The 23,277-nt window shown below is 61.2% G+C and carries 26 protein-coding genes, 2 tRNA genes and 1 pseudogene; 12 read left to right on the top strand and 17 right to left on the bottom strand.

Annotation, left to right across the window (positions count from 1 at the left end):
- Window positions 1-5: 5 nt before the first annotated feature.
- Entirely contained in the window at window positions 6-815 is an 810-nt protein-coding gene (locus VW35_RS18325) for an ABC transporter permease (protein ID WP_046144489.1), read from the bottom strand.
- Window positions 815-1,789: an ABC transporter ATP-binding protein gene (locus tag VW35_RS18320; protein ID WP_046144488.1), complete on the bottom strand. Its 975-nt coding sequence runs from the start codon at window positions 1,787-1,789 to the stop codon at window positions 815-817. The genes VW35_RS18325 and VW35_RS18320 overlap by 1 nt, the downstream gene beginning before the upstream one ends.
- 273 nt (window positions 1,790-2,062) lie before the next feature.
- On the opposite strand from VW35_RS18320, the gene VW35_RS18315 reads away from it, so the two are divergent.
- The 3 genes from VW35_RS18315 to VW35_RS18305 all read left to right on the top strand — a co-directional run bounded on the left by VW35_RS18315 (window position 2,063) and on the right by VW35_RS18305 (window position 4,405).
- On the top strand, window positions 2,063-2,458 hold the full coding sequence (locus VW35_RS18315) for a pseudoazurin (RefSeq protein WP_046144487.1): 396 nt from the start codon (window positions 2,063-2,065) through the stop codon (window positions 2,456-2,458).
- Between the two features lie 139 nt (window positions 2,459-2,597).
- Window positions 2,598-3,605: an ABC transporter substrate-binding protein gene (locus VW35_RS18310; protein WP_046144486.1), complete on the top strand. Its 1,008-nt coding sequence runs from the start codon at window positions 2,598-2,600 to the stop codon at window positions 3,603-3,605.
- The gene (locus VW35_RS18305) at window positions 3,602-4,405 is read left to right on the top strand and encodes an ABC transporter ATP-binding protein (RefSeq protein ID WP_244465937.1); all 804 of its coding nucleotides are present in this window, start codon (window positions 3,602-3,604) and stop codon (window positions 4,403-4,405) included. The genes VW35_RS18310 and VW35_RS18305 overlap by 4 nt, the downstream gene beginning before the upstream one ends.
- Here the strand turns inward: VW35_RS18305 and VW35_RS18300 are convergent.
- Window positions 4,402-5,154 carry an ABC transporter permease gene (locus VW35_RS18300; protein ID WP_046144485.1) on the bottom strand — a complete coding sequence of 251 codons (753 nt, stop codon included), beginning with the start codon at window positions 5,152-5,154 and terminating at the stop codon, window positions 4,402-4,404. The genes VW35_RS18305 and VW35_RS18300 overlap by 4 nt on opposite strands.
- Before the next feature lie 310 nt (window positions 5,155-5,464).
- Here VW35_RS18300 and VW35_RS18295 point away from each other — a divergent pair, with 310 nt between their 5' ends.
- Both VW35_RS18295 and VW35_RS18290 read left to right on the top strand, forming a co-directional pair.
- Entirely contained in the window at window positions 5,465-6,814 is a 1,350-nt protein-coding gene (locus tag VW35_RS18295) for a leucyl aminopeptidase family protein (RefSeq protein WP_046144484.1), read from the top strand.
- Between the two features lie 38 nt (window positions 6,815-6,852).
- Window positions 6,853-7,800, top strand: a complete 948-nt coding sequence (locus tag VW35_RS18290) for a bifunctional helix-turn-helix transcriptional regulator/GNAT family N-acetyltransferase (RefSeq protein ID WP_052951855.1) — start codon at window positions 6,853-6,855, stop codon at window positions 7,798-7,800.
- Here the strand turns inward: VW35_RS18290 and VW35_RS18285 are convergent.
- From VW35_RS18285 to VW35_RS21145, 3 genes are all read right to left on the bottom strand, one after another.
- Window positions 7,784-8,452 carry a YqaA family protein gene (locus VW35_RS18285; protein ID WP_083983010.1) on the bottom strand — a complete coding sequence of 223 codons (669 nt, stop codon included), beginning with the start codon at window positions 8,450-8,452 and terminating at the stop codon, window positions 7,784-7,786. The genes VW35_RS18290 and VW35_RS18285 overlap by 17 nt on opposite strands.
- A 68-nt stretch (window positions 8,453-8,520) precedes the next feature.
- Window positions 8,521-9,459: a 2-hydroxyacid dehydrogenase gene (locus tag VW35_RS18280; RefSeq protein ID WP_052951854.1), complete on the bottom strand. Its 939-nt coding sequence runs from the start codon at window positions 9,457-9,459 to the stop codon at window positions 8,521-8,523.
- A 68-nt stretch (window positions 9,460-9,527) separates the two neighbouring features.
- Window positions 9,528-10,400, bottom strand: coding sequence for a c-type cytochrome (locus tag VW35_RS21145; RefSeq protein WP_083983008.1), 873 nt, complete (start codon window positions 10,398-10,400; stop codon window positions 9,528-9,530).
- Window positions 10,401-10,637: 237 nt separating this feature from the next.
- On the opposite strand from VW35_RS21145, the gene VW35_RS18270 reads away from it, so the two are divergent.
- The 3 genes from VW35_RS18270 (at window position 10,638) to VW35_RS18260 (ending at window position 13,570) form a co-directional block, all read left to right on the top strand.
- A complete protein-coding gene (locus VW35_RS18270; protein ID WP_046144482.1) occupies window positions 10,638-11,465 on the top strand; it encodes a prephenate dehydratase in 828 nt (275 codons plus the stop codon).
- A gap of 141 nt (window positions 11,466-11,606) precedes the next feature.
- On the top strand, window positions 11,607-13,079 hold the full coding sequence (sthA, locus tag VW35_RS18265) for a Si-specific NAD(P)(+) transhydrogenase (RefSeq protein WP_046144481.1): 1,473 nt from the start codon (window positions 11,607-11,609) through the stop codon (window positions 13,077-13,079).
- Window positions 13,080-13,111: 32 nt separating this feature from the next.
- On the top strand, window positions 13,112-13,570 hold the full coding sequence (locus VW35_RS18260) for an Rrf2 family transcriptional regulator (protein ID WP_046144480.1): 459 nt from the start codon (window positions 13,112-13,114) through the stop codon (window positions 13,568-13,570).
- A gap of 7 nt (window positions 13,571-13,577) precedes the next feature.
- Here the strand turns inward: VW35_RS18260 and VW35_RS18255 are convergent.
- From VW35_RS18255 to VW35_RS18230, 8 genes and pseudogenes are all read right to left on the bottom strand, one after another.
- Window positions 13,578-13,653: transfer RNA gene (locus tag VW35_RS18255), tRNA-Phe, on the bottom strand.
- 114 nt (window positions 13,654-13,767) lie between these two features.
- Window positions 13,768-13,935 carry a DNA gyrase inhibitor YacG gene (gene yacG / locus VW35_RS21140; RefSeq protein ID WP_083983006.1) on the bottom strand — a complete coding sequence of 56 codons (168 nt, stop codon included), beginning with the start codon at window positions 13,933-13,935 and terminating at the stop codon, window positions 13,768-13,770.
- On the bottom strand, window positions 13,935-14,573 hold the full coding sequence (locus VW35_RS18250) for a Maf-like protein (RefSeq protein WP_046144479.1): 639 nt from the start codon (window positions 14,571-14,573) through the stop codon (window positions 13,935-13,937). The genes yacG and VW35_RS18250 overlap by 1 nt, the downstream gene beginning before the upstream one ends.
- A 115-nt stretch (window positions 14,574-14,688) precedes the next feature.
- Window positions 14,689-14,907, bottom strand: a complete 219-nt coding sequence (infA, locus tag VW35_RS18245) for a translation initiation factor IF-1 (protein ID WP_035082742.1) — start codon at window positions 14,905-14,907, stop codon at window positions 14,689-14,691.
- A gap of 75 nt (window positions 14,908-14,982) precedes the next feature.
- On the bottom strand, window positions 14,983-15,411 hold the full coding sequence (locus VW35_RS22085) for an arsenate-mycothiol transferase ArsC (RefSeq protein ID WP_280136773.1): 429 nt from the start codon (window positions 15,409-15,411) through the stop codon (window positions 14,983-14,985).
- Window positions 15,412-15,468: 57 nt separating this feature from the next.
- Window positions 15,469-15,942: pseudogene (locus VW35_RS22080) on the bottom strand (UPF0262 family protein); the annotation flags it as partial.
- Window positions 15,943-15,950: 8 nt separating this feature from the next.
- Window positions 15,951-17,243 (bottom strand): histidinol dehydrogenase, encoded by a 1,293-nt coding sequence (gene hisD, locus VW35_RS18235; protein ID WP_046144478.1) that lies wholly within the window; start codon window positions 17,241-17,243, stop codon window positions 15,951-15,953.
- Window positions 17,244-17,357: 114 nt separating this feature from the next.
- Window positions 17,358-17,954, bottom strand: a complete 597-nt coding sequence (locus tag VW35_RS18230; protein WP_083983004.1) for an NADPH-dependent F420 reductase — start codon at window positions 17,952-17,954, stop codon at window positions 17,358-17,360.
- 143 nt (window positions 17,955-18,097) lie between these two features.
- Here VW35_RS18230 and VW35_RS18225 point away from each other — a divergent pair, with 143 nt between their 5' ends.
- Window positions 18,098-18,349, top strand: a complete 252-nt coding sequence (locus VW35_RS18225) for a hypothetical protein (protein WP_046144476.1) — start codon at window positions 18,098-18,100, stop codon at window positions 18,347-18,349.
- Here VW35_RS18225 and VW35_RS18220 read toward each other — a convergent pair whose 3' ends face one another.
- The 3 genes from VW35_RS18220 to murA all read right to left on the bottom strand — a co-directional run bounded on the left by VW35_RS18220 (window position 18,350) and on the right by murA (window position 20,918).
- Window positions 18,350-18,784, bottom strand: coding sequence for a DUF2948 family protein (locus VW35_RS18220; protein WP_046144475.1), 435 nt, complete (start codon window positions 18,782-18,784; stop codon window positions 18,350-18,352). It lies immediately after the preceding gene.
- Window positions 18,785-18,834: 50 nt separating this feature from the next.
- Window positions 18,835-19,485: a glutathione S-transferase family protein gene (locus tag VW35_RS18215; protein WP_046144586.1), complete on the bottom strand. Its 651-nt coding sequence runs from the start codon at window positions 19,483-19,485 to the stop codon at window positions 18,835-18,837.
- 140 nt (window positions 19,486-19,625) lie between these two features.
- Complete coding sequence (gene murA / locus VW35_RS18210) at window positions 19,626-20,918, bottom strand: UDP-N-acetylglucosamine 1-carboxyvinyltransferase (protein ID WP_046144474.1); 1,293 nt, start codon at window positions 20,916-20,918, stop codon at window positions 19,626-19,628.
- A 405-nt stretch (window positions 20,919-21,323) separates the two neighbouring features.
- Here murA and VW35_RS18200 point away from each other — a divergent pair.
- The 3 genes from VW35_RS18200 to VW35_RS18190 all read left to right on the top strand — a co-directional run bounded on the left by VW35_RS18200 (window position 21,324) and on the right by VW35_RS18190 (window position 23,275).
- Window positions 21,324-21,398: transfer RNA gene (locus tag VW35_RS18200), tRNA-Thr, on the top strand.
- Window positions 21,399-21,509: 111 nt separating this feature from the next.
- Complete coding sequence (locus VW35_RS18195; protein ID WP_046144585.1) at window positions 21,510-22,451, top strand: diacylglycerol/lipid kinase family protein; 942 nt, start codon at window positions 21,510-21,512, stop codon at window positions 22,449-22,451.
- The gene (locus tag VW35_RS18190) at window positions 22,448-23,275 is read left to right on the top strand and encodes a metallophosphoesterase family protein (protein WP_046144472.1); all 828 of its coding nucleotides are present in this window, start codon (window positions 22,448-22,450) and stop codon (window positions 23,273-23,275) included. The genes VW35_RS18195 and VW35_RS18190 overlap by 4 nt, the downstream gene beginning before the upstream one ends.
- Window positions 23,276-23,277 lie beyond the last annotated feature (2 nt).

Raw genomic sequence — 23,277 nt, 5'->3', positions numbered from 1 at the left:
CCGGCTCATGAGCGGCCGAAATCGATCAGAGCGACGACGAAGAACACCACGGCCATGCCGAAGATCACCATGAGGCCATAGGCGGGTGGGAACTGGTTGAAGCCGATGATCACCCCGCGCAACGCGTCGACGGCATAGGTGATCGGGTTGATCTGCATCAGGAACACCAGCCACTCGGGATAGGCTGTGACCATCTGCGTTCGGGTGAGCGACGGATCGAGCGGGAAGACCGAGGAAGAAGTGAAATAGAGCGGCAGGATAATGGTGTTCGAAAACACCCCGAAGCCTTCAAAGCTGCGAACACGCGCCGCCAGGATGACCCCGAAACTCGTCAGCCCGAAAGCGAGCACGAACATCAAGCCGAGCGCCGTCAGCATTTGGGGAATGGACAGGGTCACGTCGGCAAAGCGCGCAAGGATCAGCACTAGAGAGCCATGAAGCGTCGCGATCGTGCTCCCACCCAAAACCTTGCCGAGGAGGATCAGCCGGCGCGGCATAGGCGACACCAGAACCTCCCGGAGGAAGCCGAATTCACGATCCCAGATCACGGACACCGCAAACTGGATCGAGGTGTACATGATGTTGAGGACGATGACGGCGGGAAAGAGAAATTGAAGGTAGGTGAAGGGAATGACGAAGCGCACTTCGCCATAGACCTCGCCGCGGAAATATGGATTGAGCCCAACCCCGAGGATCAGCAGCCAGATCAGCGGGCGGCTGACGCCTCCGATCAATTGAGCGCGGTCGCGCGTTGCACGTGTGATCTCGCGCAGCCAGACGGCATAGACGCCGCGCAAAAGCATGATGGCAGTCATCAGCGGCGCCCTCCGCGTCGACCCGCGGCCCGATCGGCATCGCGCTGGCCATCGGCGCGATCGCGCAACTCCCGTCCAGTCAGCGAGAGGAAGACGCTTTCGAGCGTGGGCGGCAGGAAGCGGACCTCGGCAAGACGATCGCGGAATTGATCGATGATCACATCGGTCTTCACCTCGCCGTTTTCCGGAAACGCCAGGGTATTTGTGCCGATCAATTGCGCCTGCGGGAAACGATCGCGAATTGCCGCGAGCGCTTCTCCGTTTTGCGGCACAACATGCAGCCAACGCTGACCATATTGCTTCTTGAGGGCCTCGGGCGTGCCTTCGGCAATGATCTTGCCGCCATCGATGATGCAGACGGCGTCCGCGCCTTCGACCTCTTCGATATAATGGGTTGTCGTCAGGACGGTCAGGTCGCGTTCGCGCCGCAACCTGTCGAGATAGTGCCAGATACGCTGGCGTGTTTGCGCATCGAGCCCCACTGTCGGTTCGTCGAGGAAAAGAATCTTGGGCTCATGCAGGAGCGCGCGGGCGATTTCGAGCCTTCGGCGCATGCCACCGGAAAAACTGCGCACGATTTCGTGTGTCCAGTTCTCGAGTTCGACGAGATTGAGCACGGTTTCGATCATCTGGCGTCGCGACTTCTTCGCCATGCCGTAGACCAGCCCGTGAAATTCGAGATTCTCCCAGGCACTGAGGCGATCATCTAGGCTTGAATCCTGGAAGACTACGCCGATCGACCGGCGCGCTTCTGTCGGGCGCTTGGCTACATCGACGCCGGCCACGCTCGCCGAGCCGGCATCGGCCTTTCTCAAGGTGCAAAGGATGTTGATCAGCGTCGTCTTGCCCGCGCCATTGGGTCCGAGCAGCGCGAAGTGCGACCCGCGCGGAACACAAAGGCTGACGGCATCGAGCGCCTTCTTGGCGCCATAGGCTGCGCTCACGTCTGAGACCATTATCGCGGCGTCGTTCATGGCACGAAGTCCCCAGCATCGCTGCCTGACGCAACGCAAAACTCTCTTGGGCCAGAATAGGCAAAAAAAGCGCAAACGGCCTAGGCCCTGAAGCCATGAAAGTGTATCACTTGGCTTCCCAGATCGATGCCCCGAACCAAAATGCTCAGGGCGCATTCATCTTCCTTGGGGGCAGAGGCCGGATGTCCGGCCTGCCGCCTGACATTTCCTCAGGAGAGTTTCTTGAAAACCTTTAATGTATTGACCGCTGTTGCAGTTTTGCTGGCATCCACCATGTCCATCTCGGCTGCCGAATATGAAGTTAAGATGCTGAATACTGGCGCCGACGGCGAGAAGATGGTGTTCGAACCTGCATTCCTTCAGATCGAAGTCGGTGACACCGTCAAGTTCGTGCCGACCGACAAGGGCCACAATGCCGAAGTCATCAAAGGCATGTTCCCCGAAGGCGGCTCCGAGTTCAAGGGCAAGATCAACGAAGAATTCAGCGTGACCTTCGACGTCGCTGGCGCCTATGGCTACAAGTGCCTGCCGCACTTCGCCATGGGCATGGTCGGCCTCATCGTCGTGGGCGATGATCCGGCGAACCTCGATGCCATCACCAACGCTGCCGGCCCGGCACGCGTCAAGGCCAAGTTCGCCGACCTTGCTGCCATGATCGGCCAGCAGTAAGCCTTTTATCAAGGCTGATTATCCAAGCTTTGCTGGCGTCGGTCGATAATGGCGCCAGCGATTCCACCGCCTGCCACCTTACAAAAGGACCGGCAGGCGTTTCAGTTCTACCGTTCGCGTCAATTTCGCTGAGCCGCTCATGAAAAACCTCGTCGCAAGCCTCGCCGTTCTCGCAGCTATGATCGGCCCCGCTGCCGCTGCGCCGTTCCGCCTGATCGTCACCGATCTCGAAGCGCCGCTTGTGCCGAATTCGGTCATGGATCTTGCGGTGTCGCTTGGCTATTTCGCACGCGAAAATGTCGAGGTGGAGCTGGTTCGCGTGCAGCAGACGCCGCTTGCCGTGACTGCTCTTCAGGCCGGCGAAGGCGAAATGGCCAATATCGGCGTCGATACGCTCCTGCAGCTGGTGGCCAGTGGTCAGCTAGACTTGCGCGCCGTCATGTCTCCGAGCAAGTCACTCGCCTTCATGATCGTCGCCCGCGACGCTATTCCCGATGTCGCCAGCCTTGGCGGCAAGAGTTTCGGCATCGGCCGGGTCGGCAGTGTGGACCAGACCCTTTCGCGCCAGGTTTTGACGAGCGCCGGCGTCGATGTCGAGAGCCTCGAACAGGTCGCGCTCGGCCAGCCTGCCGCTCGTGCCCAAGCGCTGGCTGCCGGGCAAATCGATGCGACCACCATGTCGCTTGGCACATGGACCACGTTGCCCGATCAGGCCGGCCTTCATGTGCTGATCGATCAGGATGCCTATTACAAAGCGGCGCCGGTGGTCAGCAAAGTCAATGTCGTGTTGCCCGAAACCCTCGAAACCCGCCGGCCCGAAGTCGTCGCCGTGGTTACAGCGCTGACCAAGCTTGCCCGAGACATCTCCGCCGATCCCAAGCTTTGGGTCGATGCCATGGCCGAAGTTCGCCCCGACCTCGATCGCACTAAGCTCGAAAGCCTTGCCGACGCCTATGGCCAAAGCTGGAGCGTCAATGGCGGCCTCAGTGCCAAAGAGCTGGCTTTTACGGCCGACTGGAATTTCAAATCGGCGGACTTTGCCGATCTCGAACCAGTCGACATGGCGCGTTGGGTTGATTTCTCGGTCGTCGACGAGGTCCTTGGCAGTCTCGGCTCCTTGCCCGATATGGACCCGGCCGATCGGTGATCGATAAGGTCTCTCTCGCCGGTATAGAGATCGCCAACGTCTCGAAGACGTTCGCCCGCGCCGGCGAGCCGACCATCTCGGATTTCTCGCTTACCGTCGCGCCCGGCGAACTGGTCTCGATCCTCGGCCCTTCGGGCTGTGGCAAGACTACGTTGCTGCGACTCGTTGATGGCCTATTGTCGCTTGATGCGGGATCGATCCACATCGGCGGCACGCCGCCACAGCCAAGCCGACGGATTGGCTTCGTCTTTCAGTCCTTCCGGCTCATTCCCTGGGCGACCGTGTTGGACAATGTCGCGTTTCCACTCGAATTAGCCGGCATCGCGCGCCATGAACGAGAGGATATTGCCCGGCATTGGCTCGATCGCGTCGGCCTTGGGCGCAATGGTAAATCCTATCCGTCCGAACTGTCTGGCGGCATGAAACAGCGCGTAGCCCTCGCCCGCGCCTTCGCAGGCGATCCGGACGTGCTGCTGCTCGATGAGCCCTTTGCAAGCCTTGATGCGCAGACACGCGAGATCATGCAACTTGAACTGCTTCGCCTCTGGGAGGAGCGCAAGCTGACGGCGCTCTTTGTCACCCATAGCGTCGAGGAAGCGATTTTGCTGGCTGACCGCGTGGTGGTGATGGGACCAGCGCCGGCCTCCCTGCGCGAGATCGTCGAGGTGAACCTTCCACGACCGAGAACAGATGCGGTTCGCTCGGCGTCGGAATTCCTCGACCTGAGAATGCGCCTGACGCGGATGATCCGGGACCTAATTACCAGCGATCCGCGCTCCCCGTTCTTCAATCGCCTCTAGGCGTTTCTCCAGCGCTCCAGCCGGCGCTCAAGGAGGCGCAAGGCTTCGGTGATCGCAACGCCCAGGATGGCCAGCACCATCACCACGACGAAATAGGGCGCCATACGGAAGGTGCTGCCATAGGTGGTGAGCAGGCCGCCAAGGCCCTGAACGGCCGTATAAAGTTCAGCGACTACCGAATTGATCAGCCCGATCGTCGCCCCGAGGCGCAAGCCAACGAGAATGAAGGGTGACGCGCCGGGCAGCAAAATTTTGCCAAACACCTGAAGCCGGCTCGCCCCGTTCGCCTCCGCCATTTCGACGAGTTCCCGATCGCCGTTGCGCACGCCGGCATAGGTGTTGATCAGGATCGGCATGACAGCACCGAGCGCCACGATGGTGATCTTCGCCTGGAAGCCAAGCCCCAAGAGCACGATGATGAGCGGAACAAAGGCGACGCGCGGAGTGGCCATCAGGGCGTTGAAAAACGGATCGAACACCCGTCCAACCATCGGGATGCCGCCGGCAAGAAGTCCAAGCGGCAAGCCCAGCGCGGCTGCGATGGCCATGCCTGCCAAGTAAATCCCGAGTGTCTCCCAAATGGCTTCGTAAATGTCGGGGCGGCTGAATAGCGTCACGGCCGCATCCCAGGTGGCCACTGGCGTCGGCACGAGATTGCGGCCGACAAGCGCCGCTGCCAGCATCCAAAGTGCAAGAAGGCAGATCAACACGAAGAGGCGATAGGCCCAGACCCGCAGCCGCTCGCTCACTGCTTTTGCTCCAGAGACACATGGATGATCATTGGTCTTTTGGCTCAGGTTTCGAAACTGTCGTCTGCAAGATATGACATGCGATCGGCGCCGACCATTAGACAATGGAGCATTTTAGGAAGGCACCAGCGTTAGGCTGAGCTAAACCTCCAGGACAAGGCTAGTCTGGTCGACACCTCAGACGGTCCTACCGGAGTTGGCGCGGCAGCACAGTCCCCGTTGCAAAATAAGCGATACCAATAAGTTATGGGACATGACTTCGGGCCCGCCTACAGGCTAGATAGCGCAACGATCAAGCCGGAGCCTTCCCATGTCGAATCCGAACGCCATTCCCGTTTATCTTATTGGCGAAGGAGCGCTCGACGCTTCCGGTCTTACCGGGCGCCAAAAGGCCTGGGCCACGGCGAACGGCTTTTTGGGCCAGCGCGGCAAGTTGCTTGCCTTGCCCGGTGATGCGGAAGGCCTTGCTGGCTATGTCTTTGGCCTAGGCGGCGAAGACGGGCGTTCGCCTTTTCTTGCTGGGCTCGCTGCTGCGGCGCTGCCTGCGGGCGAGTATCGCCTCGAAGGCACGATTGGCGACGCAACGCTCGCCTCGATTGCCTTCCGTCTCGGCGCCTATCGCTTCGATCGATACCGTGAGGCCAAGGCGACGCCGGTCCTGGCCCTCTCCGAAGCAGCCGACGCTGCCGAAGTCGAGCGGCAGGTGACAGCCGCAACGCTTGCGCGAGACCTCGTCAATACACCCACGAGCGATCTTGGCCCAAATAGGCTCCATGAAGAGGTCGAGCGCTTTGCCAGCGAGCGCGGCATGGGGTTCAAGGCTATCGTCGGCGACGATCTGCTCGATCAGAATTTTCCCATGATCCATGCGGTCGGCCGCGCCAGCGCCGAGCCGCCGCGTCTTCTGGATCTTTCTTGGGGCGATGAATCCCACCCCAAGGTCACCCTCGTCGGCAAGGGGGTCTGCTTTGACACCGGTGGTCTCGACATCAAGACCGCCGCCGGCATGCTGATGATGAAAAAGGACATGGGCGGCGCCGCCAATATCCTGGGCCTCGCGCATACCATCGTCTCGGCCGAGCTTCCTGTGCGCTTGCGCGTACTGCTGCCGGTGGTTGAAAATTCAATCTCCAGCAATTCCTTCCGGCCCGGCGACGTCCTTCACTCCCGCCGTGGCCTGACGGTCGAGATCGGCAATACCGATGCCGAAGGCCGGTTGATTCTTGCCGACGCGCTGGCGTTGGCCGATGAAGAAAGTCCCGATCTCATTATCGATATGGCGACCCTGACCGGCGCTGCGCGTGTGGCGCTGGGTCCTGATCTGCCGCCCCTCTATTCGACTGATGATAGCGTTGCCGCTGCCATCGCTGCTGCCGGCAACACGGTGGAGGACCCGCTGTGGCACATGCCGCTCTGGTCGGCTTACGACAGCCAGCTCTCCTCAAAGATTGCCGATATAAACAATACCGGCTTGGGCGGCCATTCCGGTTCGATTATCGCGGCGCTCTTTATGCGTCGCTTTGTGAACAAGGCAAAAGCCTGGGTGCACCTCGATATTCTATCCTGGGCGCCGGAAGCCCGTCCCGGGCGTCCAGTCGGTGCCACCGACCAGGGCATTCGTGCCCTCTACAATTACATACGCCGACGTTTCGCCAACTGATTGACTTTGGCATCCAAATGATTGACTAAGTCAATTATTTGGAGAGCATCATCGTCGAGCCCGAAGAGGTCGCACAAGTCCGCGCCTTCAATCGCTTCTACACCCACATCATCGGGCTTCTCGATGAAGGAATGCATCAAACCATACACACGCTGTCCGAAGCGCGTGTGATCTATGAGCTCAACCAGGCAGGCACCACTACCTCGGCGTCGATTGCCGAAACGCTCGGCATGGATCGCGCCCAGCTCAGCCGGTTGGTCGGCAAGCTCGTCAGCCAGAATCTTGTCGCCATCCTGCCGCGCGCCGGTGATCGGCGGTCAGCGCCGCTGGCATTGACGCTCGAAGGACGCAAGGTGGCGGCCCATCTTAACGCCATGAGCGACGCAGCAGCGGCGCGGACGCTCTTGGAGCCACTCACGCCTTTCGAACGGCGTGATTTAGTTGGCGCCATGCGTCGCATCGAAGCGCTGCTTGCCGAACCTGACGACCCAACGCTCATTCTACGGGGGCCACGTATCGGCGAAATCGGCTGGCTCATCCACCGCCAGGCGGTTCTCTATAACCTTGAACAGGGCTGGAACAGCGAATTCGAGACGCTGATCACCCGCATCTATGCCGACTATGAGGCTGCCCCCGGCACGCCGGCAAAAAACCTATGGATCGCCGAAGTCGACGGCGAGGTTGCAGGCTCGGTCTTTATGCTACCATCGAGCGAAAGCGAAGATACCGCCCAGCTCCGCATGCTCTATGTCGAGCCGATGTTTCGCGGTCGCGGCATTGGTGGGCGGCTCGTGGCCGAATGCATCGCTTTCGCCCGTACGTCAGGCTATCGGCGCATGATGCTCTGGACACAGGATTGTCTTTCCTCGGCCCGCGCTATTTACCAGAAGGCCGGCTTTACCCTAGCCAAGGAAGAGCGGCACACATTGTTCGGCGCCGATCTCAACGGCCAATATTGGGTACTCGAGCTCACCCCTCGGGGTTGATGTCTTCGATCTCGGCATGGTTTGGCGTCAGGTCGCCGGTCTCGCCTTTGGGAAAAAGGAGCGGCGCCATGGCAAAGCCGACGACGACCAGCACGATCATGCTCACGCCAGCCCACTTCTTGTGCCGTTCGATGAATTCGCTGGCGACGGGCCCGAAGAAGTAGAAAAGCCCACACGGTACGAAATAGCGCAAAGCGCGGCCGATGATGCCGTAAACGACGAAGGTCCAGATATCGAGCCCCGCCACGCCCGAGGTGATGGTGATGACCTTATAGGGGATCGGCGAGATCGCCCCAACGAGGATCATGAACGGGCCGTTTTGGTTGAAACTTTGCCGCAGCGTTTCAAAGCCATCCGCGGCGCCATAGAATTCGATAATGCCGCGACCGACTGTGTCGAAGAGGAAGTAGCCGATGGCATAACCGGCAAGGCCACCCGATACCGATGCGATCGTGCAGATCGCCGCCAGCCTCCAGGCGCGCATGCGATCGGCGATGATCATGGGGGCCAGCATGATTTCCGGAAAAACCGGGATGATCATTGCTTCGAGAAAGCAGAGGAGCGCTAGGATCGGCTCGGCAAGTCGATGTTTGGTCGCAAGCTTCAAGCGGTCGTAAAAGCTTGGTTTGGCGCTTCTTGCTGTCTCTGTCATTTGGCCTCATGCATAGGGTCTGATGGCAAATTTAGGCCAAGCACTCCTCTTGGCCAGTGAATTTTGTGTCAGTAGCCGCGATTGCGATCGACGACGTTAATCAGCGGCTTACCGGCGCGGTGCTCGGCGATGATCCTGCTGAAGTAGCGCACGCCGCTTTTTTCGTCCGAAATCGCCGCGATATGCGGGGTGATATAGCAGTTTTCGAGCTCCCAGAGCGGGCTCGATGGGGGTAGGGGCTCGACTTCGAAGACATCGAGGCTCGCCGCGCCCAAGGTTCCGTCTTGAAGCGCCCGGACGATATCGGCCTCGCGCTGGTGCCCGCCGCGGGCAGCATTGATGACCGCCGGGCCACCCTGGAGTACGCCGTGGCGCAATTTGCCAAAGGTTTCGTAGCTGAGAATGCCCGTTGTTTCCGGGGTTAGCGGCAAGAGATTGACCAGAATGTCGGTGCCGCTGAGGAAGGCATCGAATTCATCCGCTCCGGCAAAGCATTCGACTCCCTCGACTGCCTTGCGCGTCCGGCTCCAGCTTCGCAAGCTGAAGCCCAGCGGCCGGAGGCGCCGCGCTGCGTCCTTTCCGAGCACGCCCATCCCCATGATGCCCACCGTGCTTTCGCTGGCTGAGGGGGGATAGAATTGCTCCCAGCGCCGCGCCTTTTGGTCGGCGCGGAATCGCGTATAAAGGCGGTGATGCATGGTGACATGAGCCACCACATAGTCACTCATGCGCTGGCTGAGATCCGCATCGACGAAGCGCACGAGCGGTACATCGGGAAGCTTCGGGTGTTTGAGCAAGGCATCTACCCCGGCCCCCAGCGACAGGATCACCTCGAGCCCGCTTAATCCATCGAATGCATCCGGCTTTGGCTTCCAGACAAAAATATAGCGCACGTCGGCTGGGTCAAAATCGTCGCCGCGCCGCACGACGGGATAGGGGTGGAGCGCCTTGGCAAAGGCCTCGGCCCAGCTCGCTTCGTTGACGTCGGAAAGGTGGAGCAGGAGCATGGGCGGCCTTTCAAGAAAAAGCCGCGCTCGAGGCGCGGCTTATGTAAGCGAACGAATGTCGGCCGGCCTTACTGGCTTGTGGTAGTCGCCGGAGCCGGCGTCGTTGTTGCCGGTGTCGTGCCATTGGCTGGCGCCGCTGCGGGAGCAGCAGGCGTCGTGGCTGGAGCCGGCGTGGCTGGCGCAGCAGCGCCGGTGCCGCTCGTCGTCGGGGTGCCTTCGACGGAGGTTTCGCTATCGGTCGTGCTCGTCGACGGCGTTGCCGCCGCAGGCTCAGCCGGAGCCGTCGTTTCGGATGGCGGCGCGGTCACTTCGGCCGGAGCGACTTCACCATCGGGTGCGGCTTCGACGGGCGTACCGGCTTCTTCAGGCGTTGCTGCCGGAGCTGCGCCTTCCTCAGGCGCCGGGAAGGGTACCGGCGAGGACGACAGGGTCTGAAGATAGGCGAGAATATCGGCACGCTCTTCAGGCGAGCGGACGCCGGCGAAGCTCATCTTGGTGCCCGGCGCATAAGCTTTCGGGTTGGTCAGGAAGGCATTGAGGTTCTCGTAGGACCAGACCTGACCTTCCGCCTTCTGCTGCTGCAGAATGTCGGAATAGGCGAAGCCTTCCATATGGGCCTTGGTGTTATTCACGATGCCGTAAAGGTTCGGGCCCTGCTTGGCCGGCTCGCCTTCCCCGAAGGTGTGGCACGACTGGCACTTGCGGGTGGCAGCAGCGCCGCGTTCGGCGCTGGCGCTTGCCAGCAGCACGCCAAGCGGCACATCCGGCACGGCCTCGGCACTGCCGGCCGCCTCCGCGACCTCCGGTTCCGGCAAGGCATAACCCTGGCCGACATCTTCCTTCGGGTGGTAGATGGCCTCAGCCAGAAAACCCACGCCCATGACAAACATAAGTGTGCCAAGGACGGCGCCCATGATCTTGTTTAGCTCAAACGAATCCATTTGGTCTCTCTGCCGGTCCATCCCCGGTGGACATTGAACGAACCCGACCAACTGGACTTCTAGGAAAAGCCCGCCTCAACCGGCCGGTTCGACGCGCGCGGAAGATAGTATTACGCCCGACGAGGCGCAACAGGGCAATCCCTCCTTGCGACAATTCCCCCAATGTCATGCCAATTTAGCCTTGGCAACCTCCGAAGTGGCGTCTAAAGCCGGCTGAGAGAGACGGACGGACATCCCATGACCAAGAAAATAGCCTTCCAAGGTGAACCCGGTGCATTCAGCCACGCTGCTGCGGCCAATGTGTTTCCCGGCGAAGAGTTTCTGGGCTGTGTGACATTCGAGGAAACTCTCTCCGCGGTTCAATCCGGCAAGGCCGATTTCGCGGTCGTGCCGGTCGAAAACTCGCTTTATGGTCGTATCACCGACATTCATCACCTCCTGCCCGAAAGCGGGCTCTTCATCATCGCCGAGACCTTTTTGCGCGTCGAGATGAATCTGCTCGGCGTGCCTGGCGCGACGCTGGACGACATCAAGGCGGTGCAGTCCTTGTCGGTCGCGCTCGGCCAATGCCGCAAATTCATTTCCGAGCATGGCCTTCGCACCATCAATGCCGTCGATACGGCCGGCTCGGCCCGCGAAGTGGCACAAAAGGGCGACAAGTCGGTCGCGGCCATCGCTTCGCGTTTTGCCGGCGAAATCTACGGTCTTGATGTCCTGGCCGGCAATATCGAGGACGCCGACCACAACACGACCCGCTTCCTCGTGCTCTCGCCCACCGAGCAGAACGTTTCCCAGCAAAGCGGGGTGAAGACCACCTTCATCTTCCGCGTTCGCAACGTGCCCGCCGCGCTTTACAAAGCCATGGGCGGCTTTGCTACCAATGGCGTCAACATGACCAAGCTTGAAAGCTACATGGTCGGCGGCAATTTCACGGCGACGCAATTCTATGCCGATATCGAAGGCCATCCCGATGACATCAGCGTCCGGCATGCATTCGATGAACTGCGCTTTTTCACCGATCAGTTCCGCATTCTCGGCGTATATCCCGCCTCGCCCCAAGCCTGACCCGAAGCGATTGGTAATACATATCGGCTAGATTGCCCGTTGCGCATATCAGCCAGCCTGCGACTGGGCTGCCTGATCAGGTGCAATTGTGTTGTCATGTCTGCGCCTTAGGCTGCACGCGTCCGATCCAGGGGCTTTTCGTTGGAACATTTCGATCTCGTCGTCATCGGTTCGGGCCCCGCGGGGCGCCGAGCCGCCATCCAGGCTGCCAAGCTGGGCAAGTCGGTCATGGTCATCGAGCGTCGACAGCGCGTGGGCGGCGTCTCCGTTCACACTGGCACCATTCCGTCCAAGACCCTGCGCGAAACAGTTCTCAATCTTTCCGGCTGGCGCGAGCGCGGCTTTTACGGCCTTTCCTATCGCGTCAAGAAAGACATCGAGGGCAAGGATCTCGGTGCGCGTCTCAACAAGACGCTCGATTATGAAGTCGAAGTGCTCGAGCACCAGTTTGCCCGCAACGGCGTCGAAACCATGAGCGGCAATGCCCGGTTCCGGGATGATCATCACATCGTCGTCACCGATCTCAACGGCGAAACCCAGACAATCAGTTTCGACTTCGCCGTCATTGCCGTCGGCACGACGCCCTATAGGCCTGGCAATATTCCGTTTGACGATCACACCATCGTCGATAGCGACAGCCTTGTTGCCGAGCCGCGCGTGCCGCGCAGCTTGACCGTCGTCGGCGCCGGCGTCATTGGCATCGAATATGCTACGATCTTTTCCGCCCTGGACGTTCCGGTCACCCTGATCGAGCCGCGCGATACCTATCTGGATTTTATCGATCGCGAGATTATCGAGGAATTTTCCCATGATCTGCGCAAGCGCGGCATGACTATTCGCCTCGGCGCCAAGGTCGATCGCGTCGAAAAGGATGCGCAGGGATGGGCTATTGCCATCCTGACCGACGGGCGCCAGATCCGTTCGGACATGCTGCTTTACGCTGCCGGGCGCATGGGGGCGACCATGGATCTGGGCCTTGAAGCCTGTGGCGTCGTTCCCGATGAGCGCGGCCGGCTCAAGGTCGATCCGGCAACATTCCAGACCGAAGTGCGCAACATCTACGCAGCCGGTGACGTCATCGGTTTTCCCTCGCTCGCCTCGACTTCGATGGAGCAGGGCCGCATTGCCGCGCTTCATGCCTTTGGCGCCTCAATGCCGCCGGCACCGGAGTTTTTCCCCTATGGCATCTACGCCGTGCCGGAAATTTCCACTGTCGGCCTCACCGAGCAGCAGGTGCGGGCGCAGAACATTCCTTATGAGTGCGGCGTTGCCAGGTTCCGCGAAACCTCGCGCGGCCACATCATGGGGCTGCAGTCGGGGATGATGAAAATGATCGTCTCGCTCGAAACGCGGAAACTCCTCGGCGTGCACATCGTCGGCGAAGGTGCGACTGAGCTCATCCATATCGGTCAGGCAGTGCTCAACCTCGGCGCCACGCTCGATTATTTCGTCGAGAACACTTTCAATTATCCAACGCTGGCAGAGGCTTACAAGATTGCTGCGCTCGATGCGTGGAACCGCATGCCGCGCACCAAGCCGATCGCGCCGATCGTCGAAGAGCCCGAAATCCAGGTGACGCGCCGCAAGGCTCGAGCAGGGCAGGCGGGCGCTTGACAGGCTTCGCGCTTCGTAACACATGATGTCGCATGAATCGCGATAGTCGGCTTTCCGGTATTTTGCATGTGCTGCTGCACATGGCGCAGGCTGATGGGCCGGTGACCTCGGAGGTCCTGGCGCAGGCCATGACGACCAATCCCACAGTCATCCGCCGCATCATGGCGGGGCTCCGCGAGGCGGGCTATGTGCGCAGCGAAAAGGGGCATGGCGGGGGGTGGACACTGTCCTGCCGGCTTGACCAGGTCACGCTACGCGATATTTATCAAGCCATTGGCAAGCCAACACTTTTGGCGATCGGGCTACGAGATGACAACCCGCAATGTCTCGTGGAAAAAGCCGTCAACAAGGCACTGGCGGACAGTTTTGCCGAGGCTGAGGCGCTGCTTTTGAAGCGCTTCGGCGAAGTGACGCTGGCCGATCTCAACAAGACTTTTGCGGCCGGATACGACAACCGTATCAACCACATGGCAGCGCACGCACAGTCCTGAGGTGGAGTGGTGCCCAGAGCCGGAATCGAACCAGCGACACGCGGATTTTCAATCCGCTGCTCTACCAACTGAGCTATCTGGGCAGCCTTTGGTGGAGAGCGTCATAGGCAATCGGCTTGAGGCGCGCAAGGGTAAAAGCGTTGCCGCCCCGCGCCTGTCGGGTACCATTCCGTTATCATTGAGCGCCGGATAAGCGGCTACTCGTCTTCGTCCTGCTGTTGCGGTTCGTCGTCACGCGCGGGGATGACATAGGAGCCGGTCAGCCAGCGGTTGAGATCGACGTCGGCGCAGCGCTTCGAACAAAATGGCTTGAACTTATCCACGGTCGGTTTTCCGCAGATCGGGCATTTTCTTTCCGGAGCCATCAGACCCCCGAAAGGCTCGACTGGTTGAGCCAGTTGAAGTGCACCGGATAGCCTTCGCCGGCGAGCAATTGGGTGACTTCGTGAAGCGGCAGGCCGACGACGCCGGAATAGGAGCCGACGAGCTTGACGACGAAAGAGCCGGCAATGCCCTGGATGGCGTAACCGCCCGCCTTGTCGCGCCATTCGGCGCTGGCGAGATAGGCTTCCATTTCGCGGGTCGACAAGCGCTTGAAGCGGATGCGGGTTTCAACGATGCGCTGCCGCTTGGCGCCCGAAGGGGTGAGCAGCGTCACGCCGGTATAGACGCGATGAGCGCGGCCCGAGAGGAGGCGAAGGCAATCGGACGCCTCTTCCATGATCTCGGCCTTGGGCAGGATGCGCCGGCCCACCGCCACGACCGTATCGGCAGCCAACACCAGTGCGTCGGAGCCGAAACCGGCGACGCGGGCCTTATGCTGAGCCGTGAGAGCCTTGAGATCGGCAAGCCGGCCAGCGAGCTTGCGCGGCAGTTCGCCCTTTTCGGGCGTCTCGTCCACATGGGCCGGCACCAGGTGCTCGGGCTCGATGCCGATCTGATTGAGAAGCGCAAGCCGGCGCGGCGAGGCGGAGGCCAGGATTAGTTCGGGCCTTGAGGCCATGATGACGTCGAGCTCCGCTGAAACAGGACCGCCCTTCGCATGGCTCCGGGCGCTTGTCGCTTGAAACGCTCCGTCGGAGCGTTTTGACCAACCATCGGCTGGTCGCGCCAAACCTTCACTTGAAGCGGTAGGTGATACGACCCTTGGTCAGGTCATAGGGGGTCATTTCGCACAGCACCTTGTCGCCTGCGAGAACGCGAATACGGTTCTTGCGCATGCGCCCAGCGGTGTGAGCGATGATCTCGTGTTCGTTTTCCAGCTTGACCCGGAAGGTCGCGTTGGGAAGCAATTCGGTGACCACGCCCGGGAATTCGAGCACTTCTTCTTTGGCCATACTTTCTCCTGGGAAGACCCCCGCGTGCGAAATTGCTCGGCGGCGGCCGCAAATTTTGGCGGAACCTACTGCAAATCAGTGGCTTTGTGAACTACCGGAAACCAGCGGCTCCAAACGGGTGCGAACGCGGCGCCGAAGATCGTCCCGCAAGGCCCGGTAGGCCGACAGAACCACCTCGCGATTGCCCTCGACAAGCGATGGATCGGGCACCGGCCATTGCTCGACCGCGCCGGCTTCAAGACCCTTTCGGGCCACGGCTTCGGGCGCGTCATCGGAAAGGGTAATCACGAGATCGAAGCGATTGGCGACGAGTTCATCAAGGATATGGGGCGTGTGCACGCTCATATCAATGCCGATCTCCTCCATCACCTCATGGACGAACTGATCGGCCTTGCCGCCATTGACCCCCACCGAGCGGGCAATGACGCGGCCCGGAAAAGCTTGGCGCGCCAGGGCCGCGGCGATGGGCGAGCGGACCGAATTCATCGAGCAGACAAAGAGCACCGTCGGCAATTCGCTCGTCGCCTCGTCGATGCGGCTGGCATAGGGCTGGACGGCGCAGATGAGGGTAAACAGCCGGCGCGCGGTATTGAGATCGATGGTGATCTTGTTGGTCAGCCGCGTGCGCAGAAGTTCGGCCGCCTCGTTGTGCATGCCGCGCCGGGCCATGTCGACAGTTTCGATCTGGAACGGCTGGGCCGAACGGATCGCTTCGTAATAAGCATCGCGGATCCGGAAATAATCGCGGATCAGGCGGCGGAACGGGGTGAGCGAAAGATAGTGCGCGGCGATCGGCTGGAAGGTTTCGGGATGGCGCACATCGAGGACGATGGAATTGCCGATGATCGAGACGTGGAGCGCATAGGGTCCTTCGGCGCTGACGCGGGCGGGGCGGAACGAGTTATTTTCCAGAAGGTCATAAATGGCGATGCGCCATTCATGCACTTCGTCGGGATTGATCGAGGTGATAGTGTTTGGGTCGAGCGTTACGGTCACCAGGCGATTGGTGCTCGGCGCCGCATCGCTCGTGCCCATGGAAATGCTCAACGGTTGAGCCGAATCGATATCGAGCGCCCATGACCGTCGAGCGCTTCGACTTCAGCGATGGTCACCGCCGCGCCGGCGAGCGCCGAAAGCGAAGACGGCGTGCAGCCAAGGATCGAGGTGCGCTTGACAAAATCGAGGACGCCGAGCCCCGAGGCAAAGCGCGCCGAACGGGCGGTGGGCAGCACGTGGTTCGAGCCGCCGACATAATCTCCGATCGCCTCGGGCGTGTGATGGCCAAGAAAGATCGCGCCGGCATGGCGAATACCCACCATCAGGGCCTGCGGATCGTCGACGGCAAGCTCGACATGTTCGGAGGCAATGCGATTGGCAAGGATGGTTGCGGTCTCGAGAGTATCGACGGTGATGATGGCGCCGAACTCCTCCCAGCCCTCGCGGGCGATCGATTGCTTGGGCAGAAGGCTCAGCTGGCGATCGACCTCGGCGTCGACCGTATCGGCGAGGGCTTCCTCGGTCGTCACGAGAATCGATTGGGCGCCGCCGCCATGCTCGGCCTGGGCGATAAGATCGGCCGCGACCCAGGCGGGATTGGCCGAGCGGTCGGCGATGACCAGCACTTCCGAGGGGCCGGCGATGAGGTCGATCCCAACCTGCCCGAAAACCTGGCGCTTGGCGGCCGCGACATAGGCATTACCGGGCCCCATGATCTTGTCGACCCGGGCAATGGACGCGGTGCCATAGGCGAGGGCGGCGACGGCCTGGGCACCGCCGATGCGGTAGATCTCGGTGACGCCAGCAATCTGGGCAGCGCAAAGAATGGCGGAAGCAAGCTGGCCATTGGGCGTCGGCACGACCATGGCGATACGCTCGACGCCGGCAACCTTGGCGGGAACCGCGTTCATCAGCACCGAGGAAGGATAGGAGGCGAGCCCGCCTGGCACATAGATGCCGACAGCATCGATCGGCGTCCAGCGCGAGCCGAGGGTCACGCCGAGCGCGTCGGTATAAAGATCGTCCTTGGGCTTTTGCCGCTCGTGGTGGGACTTGATGCGATCATGCGCAGTCTGCAACGCTTCCCGCACCTCGGCGGAAACGCGCGCGGCGGCCGAGGCGATTTCATCCTCGGAAAAGCGCAGCGTGTCGGGGGTAACACCTGCCTTATCGAACTTATTGGTGAGTTCGGCCACCGCTTCGTCGCCACGAGCGCGCACATCGGCGATGATGCCGGCGACCGTATCGCCCACTTCCTGCGAGGCTTCGCGCTTGCTCGCGAGCAGTTCGGCAAAGCGGCGTTCAAAATCGGGCGCGGCGCTGTCGAGGCGTAAAGGCATTGGTGGTCCGGAAAAGGCGGGTGGATGGTGCGATCTATCCCCACCCGGCCTTGTGTCGCAAGGAAAAATGGACGCTGAACCGCGCCACTTTGCCTCGCGTTGGTTCGTCTTTTGCTAGCGAACGAGGACAAGACTGAAGTTCGGCCCGCCAACGGCCTTTTCGATGGCGACCCAGGATGCCGCCACATATTCCATGGCGCGGCAGGCGCTGAGATCGCCGAGATCGAAGATGTCCTGCCAGCCGATGGCTTTCAGAAGTTCAGTGACGGCAGTCTTGGCCTCGTCGTCATTGGAGGCGATGAAGATCGTCAGCGTCTTGCCCAGATGCACCGGATCGACCATGAGATGGGCGCTGACGTGATTGAGCGTCTTGACGAGGCGAACCTGGGGCAGGGCCTGCTGCAGCGTTTCCCCGAGAGAGCGCTCCAGCGGGCCTTCGATCGAGCCTTCGAAGTTGCCTATGTCGATCAGGATCTTTCCCGCGGTATTGAGGGAGGGCAGCACCTCGACGGCTGCCTCGCCATGCATGGCATTGACGAGCCATTCGCCGTGGGACGCGGCTTCTTCGGCGGTCCCGAGCTTGATGCCGGGGAACTCTGCTGTCTTGTCCTTGGCATGGGGAGAGCCGATCATGACGTCATGACCCAACTGCGCGAGCTTTTTCGCAACGGTGCCGCCGACCTGGCCGCTTCCCAATATTCCAATCCGCATTTCTTACTCCTTCACTGAGTGGAAACGACGCTTTTGGAACAGCCCGCGTTCCATGCCGTTAACGCATTGGAAGTCTTCGTAAAGAAATCATTGCAGTCCTGGAGGACTAGGAGCACGTTAGATTTTCGAGAGGAGGCAGCGTCATGGCCATTGTTTTCCTGCCGACACAACCTGGTGAGTCAGTCGAGTACATGCTGTCCATCGATACCCGTCTCGTTGCTGCCGTCGACAAGTGGCGCGCCGAAAGGGCGCCAGAGATGGAGGCGAGCCAAGCGGTGGAATTCCTGCTGCGCGAGGCGCTGGCGACCGAAGGGTATTTCGACCCCGCCAATGAGACGCGCCAGGAGGTGCTGCTTGCCGCTTTTCAGCAAGCGGCCGCCGGCAAATCCTCCTGATCAGTCGAGCGCGTGCTCGGGCTTGGCTGCCGCCGCCCAGGCCGCGCCGAGATCGCCAAGTCGCGCCTCGAGGCATTCGACGCTGAGACGCACCGTGCCGCCGCCGGCAAAGGCCAGTTCGACAATGCCCGACACGCCGTCTGCCGACGGCAGGAAGGTGATCGCGAGAAGATTAAGAACGCCCTCGGGCGAGGCCGGATCGAACCCGGCATAGGCGACACTTTCGACGCGATTAAAATGCAGCCCCGAACGCTTGCGCAGGCCCTTGCTGCGCTTTTCAGCGCTCGTCCAGTCATAGCGGTTCATCAACAGGGCAAAGCGCTTGTCGCCGCGCGAATAGCCCATGTCCGGCACGCGCACCACCGCATCCTGCACATGCGCGGAGATCACGGCGAGGTCTTCGGCATCGAGCGCCAAAAGCTTGAGGTCGGTCATGGTCGGCCCTGAACTGGTTGCGGACCATATCTGGTCACGCATGGCTCGATCTACAAGCTTGCCTCGGCCCGGGCAATGCTGCCCTGGGCAAAATGCGCCATCTGTGAATCATAGGCGCGGCGAAAGGCGGGTCGATCGCAGACCCGCAGCACATAGTCCTCTAGCGCCTTATGCGGGTTAAAGGCGCGAAACTTCGGCACCCGGAGGACGTCGGCCATCAGCAGATCGGCAACGGTGAACCGCCCATCGACCAGCCAATCGCGCTTGGAGAGCACGGCGTCGAGATGGTTGAGACGCTGCAGGAGCCAGGGCTCGAGCGGATTGGTCGAGGGATTGGAAAGGGCGATGAACCACCAGGACACCGACACCATCTCGATCGAATTGAGCGCCGCGATAACCCATTCAAGCGTTTCAGCGCTGCCCTTGGGATCGCGAGGCATCAGCACTTCGCTTTTTTGCGCCAGGTGCAGCAGGCAGGCGCCGCTTTCAAAGAGCGTGATCTCGCCGTCTTCGAGCACCGGCACCTGACCGAAGGGCTGGCGCTGGTAATGCTCGGGGCCGCGATTCTCGAAGCGCACGGATTTAACCCGGTAGTGGAGCCCCGCCTCTTCGCAGGCCCAGCGCAGCCGCATGTCGCGCACGAAGCCGCGTGGGCCTTCGGGCACCCAGTCATAGGTCCAGATGATGAGGTCCCGGCTCATGCTGGCGTCTCCATGGCTTTGCCTGATCATGAGCGGGCCGGAGCTTTGCGGCAAGCTTTCAGGCAAAAAAAGGCCCGGCAGTGCCGGGCCTACCATTTCTGCAGCCGCTCCATCTGAGCAGACTTGGTTCTAAACCTGCGCTAGCCAGCGAGGCGTTCGATTTCGGCGCCGCAACGCGAGAGCTTGTCCTCGAGCCGTTCGAATCCCCGGTCGAGGTGATAGATGCGGTTGACGACGGTCTCGCCCTTGGCGGCGAGGCCGGCAATGACCAGCGACACCGAGGCGCGCAGGTCTGTTGCCATCACCTGGGCACCCTTGAGCTTGTCCTTGCCGCGAATGGTCGCCACCTGCCCATCGACCGCAATATCGGCGCCGAAGCGGGCGAGTTCGGCCACATGCATATAGCGGTTTTCAAAGATCGTTTCGCGCACGTGGCTCGTGCCCTGGCTCATGGTCATCAGCGCCATGAACTGGGCTTGGAGATCGGTGGGGAAACCCGGAAAGGGCTGGGTTTCGATATCGACCGGCAGGATGCCATTGCCATTGCGGCGGACGCGCACCCCATCGGCTTCCGGGGTCAGGTCGACACCGGTCTTGGCCAGGATATCGAGCGCTGCCTGGAGATGCTCGGGCCGCGCGCCGCGCAAGAGCACATCGCCGCCGGTCATGGCCGCAGCCATGGCAAAGGTGCCGGTTTCGATGCGATCGGGGATCACCTCGACATTGGCGCCATGGAGTTTTTCGACGCCCTCGATGGTGAGCGTCCTGGTGCCGATGCCCGAAATTTTCGCGCCCATGGCAACGAGGCATTCGGCGACATTGGTAATCTCGGGCTCCTGCGCGGCATTCTCGATCATTGTCGTGCCGTTGGCGAGCGTGGCGGCCATGAGCAGCGTATGGGTGGCGCCCACCGAGACCTTGGGGAAAACGATGCGCGCGCCGACGAGGCCACCCTTGGGCGCCTTGGCGACCACATAGCCATCGTCGATGTCGATTTCAGCGCCGAGTTCCTTGAGCCCGAAGAGGAAGAGATCGACCGGGCGCGTACCGATGGCGCAGCCGCCGGGCAGCGACACGCGGGCCTCGTGGCATCGGGCAAGGAGCGGCCCGATAACCCAGAAACTTGCCCGCATCTTGGAGACGAGGTCGTAAGGGGCGGTGGTGTCGACGATATCGGCGGCATGGAAGGTCATGCGCTGCCCGCCACCGTCCGATTCGCCGCGCCGGCGGCCATGGACGGCGATATCGACGCCGTGGTTTTCGAGAATCCGCTCCAGCTGCTTGACGTCGGCGAGCCGCGGAACATTGCTGAGCACCAGCGGCTCATCGGTGAGCAGCGAGGCGATCATGAGGGGGAGGGCGGCGTTCTTGGCGCCCGAGATGACGATTTCCCCATTGAGCGGGTTGCCGCCGACCAAACGAATACGATCCATGAAATGGTTCCTCTGAACCGGCCCTTGGGCCTTCTACCTGTTGGGGAGGTAGGCGAGGTCTTCGTTGCCACGTAAGCCAGACCAGCCGCGCTCTTGCGAATATGTGACGTTCCTAATTCGCCCGAAAATGGTTTACGGTTTCTTGACCGTGCTCGTTTCGGGTGCCGGAGCATCGTCCCGGGCAGCGCGCGCTCGGGCCTGATCCTTTCGGCGCTTGAGGTTCTCGCGAAGCTTTGCGGCCAATCTTTGCTCTTTGGCGGCTGCTGCGTCCGACTTGCTCATCGCCTTCCTGGCTATCGGTGATTCACGAGGGGAGTTGATAGGCGCTTTTTGCGCTTGCGTCGAGTGAATCCCTATGGCAGTAGAGCGCCCGTCGCCGCCGATACCGGCCGCGCCCCTTTCGATGCTGCCGTAGCTCAGTGGTAGAGCACTCCCTTGGTAAGGGAGAGGCCGACAGTTCAATCCTGTCCGGCAGCACCAGTTTTTTAGTGGTTTTGGGTGTTTGGGTGCGCATCGGCTTCGTTGCTGGGTGATGCAACCACGTGGCTTTGCTCTCGTTACGCAGTCAGCGTGTTCAACCAGCGGGCAATCATGGAACTTTCGGCAGCGCGCCGCTTTCACGTAGTCCTCAATGCCAATTCCGGAACGGTGCTTGCGACGGGGATTTCCGCCCAGTCGCTGGTGGAGCATTTTGCTGCCGCAGGTCTCGAGGCAGTTGTCGATGGCGATACCAAGATGCCCTTTGCCGAGCGCATTGCGCGTGCGGCCCAGTCCGATGCCGATGTGATCGTTGCGGCAGGCGGAGATGGGACGATTACGGCGCTGGCCGGGGCGCTTGCCGGTTCGGATAAAGCGCTCGCCATTCTCCCGCTCGGCACGGTCAATGCGCTCGCCAAGGATTTGGGCCTGCCCATGGATATCCCGCAGGCGATTGCGCTGCTTAAATCAGCGGCCATTCGCCGGATCGATGTCGGTGAGGTCAATGGACGGATTTATCTGCATAAGGTCGTCATCGGGGTGATCCCGGCGCTTGCGGCGGCGCGCGAACATATCCGCGGGCAGGGGACATGGGGGTCGAAAGCGGCGTTCATGCGCTTCATGTTCAACCGCCTGATGCGCGCGCGGCGCATGGCGATTGCCATCGAGCCCGAGGACGGGCCGAGCCATATCGTCCGCGCCAAGGCAGTGGCGGTGGCCTGCAATGCCTATGACCAGGGGATCGGCAAGATTTTCTCGCGCCAGAACCTCGAGGGCGGCAGCCTTTATATCTATACTCTTTCAAGCCTGACGATCGTCGATTTCGTGCGGCTTTCGGCCGGCATGCTGCTTGGCAACTGGCAGGACGCGGCAGCGCTCAGCATCGAAAAATCGCGCGCCGTGACCATTCGCAGCCACAAGAAACTGGTCAAGGTCATGTTCGACGGCGAGGTGGAGTCGCTTCATACCCCGCTCGATTTCCGGATACGGCCGGCTGCGCTTTCGGTGCTGGTGCCGCCCGATCCCGATGCTTTGCCCGAAGGAAACGTTCCGTGAAGATCGTCCATATTTCCGATCTCCATTTCGGCCATCATGACCCCGAAGTCGCCGCTGGCCTTGCGGCCGATATTTCCAGGCAGAAGCCCGATCTCGTCGTGGCGAGCGGAGACTTTACTCAGGTCGGGACCAAGGAAGAATTCGTCGAGGCGCGGCAATTTCTCGATAGCCTGACGGTGCCGGTCTTTACCGTGCCCGGCAATCACGATGTGCCCGCGATCAACATCGTCCGGCGCTTTCTCAATCCCTACGGGCTCTACAAGAAGTATATCGCCCGCGACCTCGAGCCGATGCTCGAAATGGACGGCGTGGTCTTTGTCGGCATGAGAACGTCACGCCGGGCGCGGCTCGAGTGGAACTGGGGCCACGGCACGATTTCTCGCGATCAGCTCGAACATCTCGAAGCGCGCTTTGCCAAGGCTTCGCCGAATGCGGTGCGGGTGATCGTCGCGCACCATCCCCTGCTTTTTCCCACCGAACCGATGATGCAGAAGACCAAGCGGGTGAAGCGCGCCGACGAAGCGCTGGCGACGTTTGCCGAGCTCGGCGTGCGCCTCGTGCTTTCGGGGCACTTTCATCTTTCCTATGTGCGCAAGCATGAGGAGCCGGGCGCGATCCGGGAGGGTGAACCGCGCGGGCTTCGTGCCGCCGCTTCCGCACCGATCCTTGTTGCGCAAGCTTCGTCGACCATTTCGACGCGCCTCCGCGGCGAGCCTAATGCGTATAATCTGATCGACATCACACAGCAGATGATCTCCATCACCGTGCGCGAATGGCGCGAGGGAGAATGGTTCACCCGCGAAAAGGCGTCCGAGGCGACCTGAAG

This window comes from Devosia soli, assembly GCF_000970455.1.
Lineage (GTDB): Bacteria > Pseudomonadota > Alphaproteobacteria > Rhizobiales > Devosiaceae > Devosia > Devosia soli.
This window is presented reverse-complemented; position numbering and strand designations above follow the sequence as displayed.

What these genes read in the sequence shown, in the direction of transcription:
- VW35_RS18295 (WP_046144484.1), top strand. Translation starts at nt 5,465, where the DNA reads ATGTCGAATCCGAACGCCATTCCCGTTTATCTTATTGGCGAAGGAGCG.
- VW35_RS18195 (WP_046144585.1), top strand. Translation starts at nt 21,510, where the DNA reads ATGGAACTTTCGGCAGCGCGCCGCTTTCACGTAGTCCTCAATGCCAAT.
- VW35_RS18270 (WP_046144482.1), top strand. Translation starts at nt 10,638, where the DNA reads ATGACCAAGAAAATAGCCTTCCAAGGTGAACCCGGTGCATTCAGCCAC.
- VW35_RS18250 (WP_046144479.1), bottom strand. Translation starts at nt 14,573, where the DNA reads ATGGCCTCAAGGCCCGAACTAATCCTGGCCTCCGCCTCGCCGCGCCGG.
- yacG (WP_083983006.1), bottom strand. Translation starts at nt 13,935, where the DNA reads ATGGCTCCGGAAAGAAAATGCCCGATCTGCGGAAAACCGACCGTGGAT.
- VW35_RS18310 (WP_046144486.1), top strand. Translation starts at nt 2,598, where the DNA reads ATGAAAAACCTCGTCGCAAGCCTCGCCGTTCTCGCAGCTATGATCGGC.
- VW35_RS18260 (WP_046144480.1), top strand. Translation starts at nt 13,112, where the DNA reads ATGAATCGCGATAGTCGGCTTTCCGGTATTTTGCATGTGCTGCTGCAC.
- VW35_RS21145 (WP_083983008.1), bottom strand. Translation starts at nt 10,400, where the DNA reads ATGGATTCGTTTGAGCTAAACAAGATCATGGGCGCCGTCCTTGGCACA.
- infA (WP_035082742.1), bottom strand. Translation starts at nt 14,907, where the DNA reads ATGGCCAAAGAAGAAGTGCTCGAATTCCCGGGCGTGGTCACCGAATTG.
- VW35_RS18325 (WP_046144489.1), bottom strand. Translation starts at nt 815, where the DNA reads ATGACTGCCATCATGCTTTTGCGCGGCGTCTATGCCGTCTGGCTGCGC.
- murA (WP_046144474.1), bottom strand. Translation starts at nt 20,918, where the DNA reads ATGGATCGTATTCGTTTGGTCGGCGGCAACCCGCTCAATGGGGAAATC.
- VW35_RS18215 (WP_046144586.1), bottom strand. Translation starts at nt 19,485, where the DNA reads ATGAGCCGGGACCTCATCATCTGGACCTATGACTGGGTGCCCGAAGGC.
- VW35_RS18280 (WP_052951854.1), bottom strand. Translation starts at nt 9,459, where the DNA reads ATGCTCCTGCTCCACCTTTCCGACGTCAACGAAGCGAGCTGGGCCGAG.
- VW35_RS18315 (WP_046144487.1), top strand. Translation starts at nt 2,063, where the DNA reads ATGTCCATCTCGGCTGCCGAATATGAAGTTAAGATGCTGAATACTGGC.
- VW35_RS18285 (WP_083983010.1), bottom strand. Translation starts at nt 8,452, where the DNA reads ATGACAGAGACAGCAAGAAGCGCCAAACCAAGCTTTTACGACCGCTTG.
- VW35_RS18225 (WP_046144476.1), top strand. Translation starts at nt 18,098, where the DNA reads ATGGCCATTGTTTTCCTGCCGACACAACCTGGTGAGTCAGTCGAGTAC.
- VW35_RS18230 (WP_083983004.1), bottom strand. Translation starts at nt 17,954, where the DNA reads ATGCGGATTGGAATATTGGGAAGCGGCCAGGTCGGCGGCACCGTTGCG.
- hisD (WP_046144478.1), bottom strand. Translation starts at nt 17,243, where the DNA reads ATGCCTTTACGCCTCGACAGCGCCGCGCCCGATTTTGAACGCCGCTTT.
- VW35_RS18220 (WP_046144475.1), bottom strand. Translation starts at nt 18,784, where the DNA reads ATGACCGACCTCAAGCTTTTGGCGCTCGATGCCGAAGACCTCGCCGTG.
- VW35_RS18320 (WP_046144488.1), bottom strand. Translation starts at nt 1,789, where the DNA reads ATGAACGACGCCGCGATAATGGTCTCAGACGTGAGCGCAGCCTATGGC.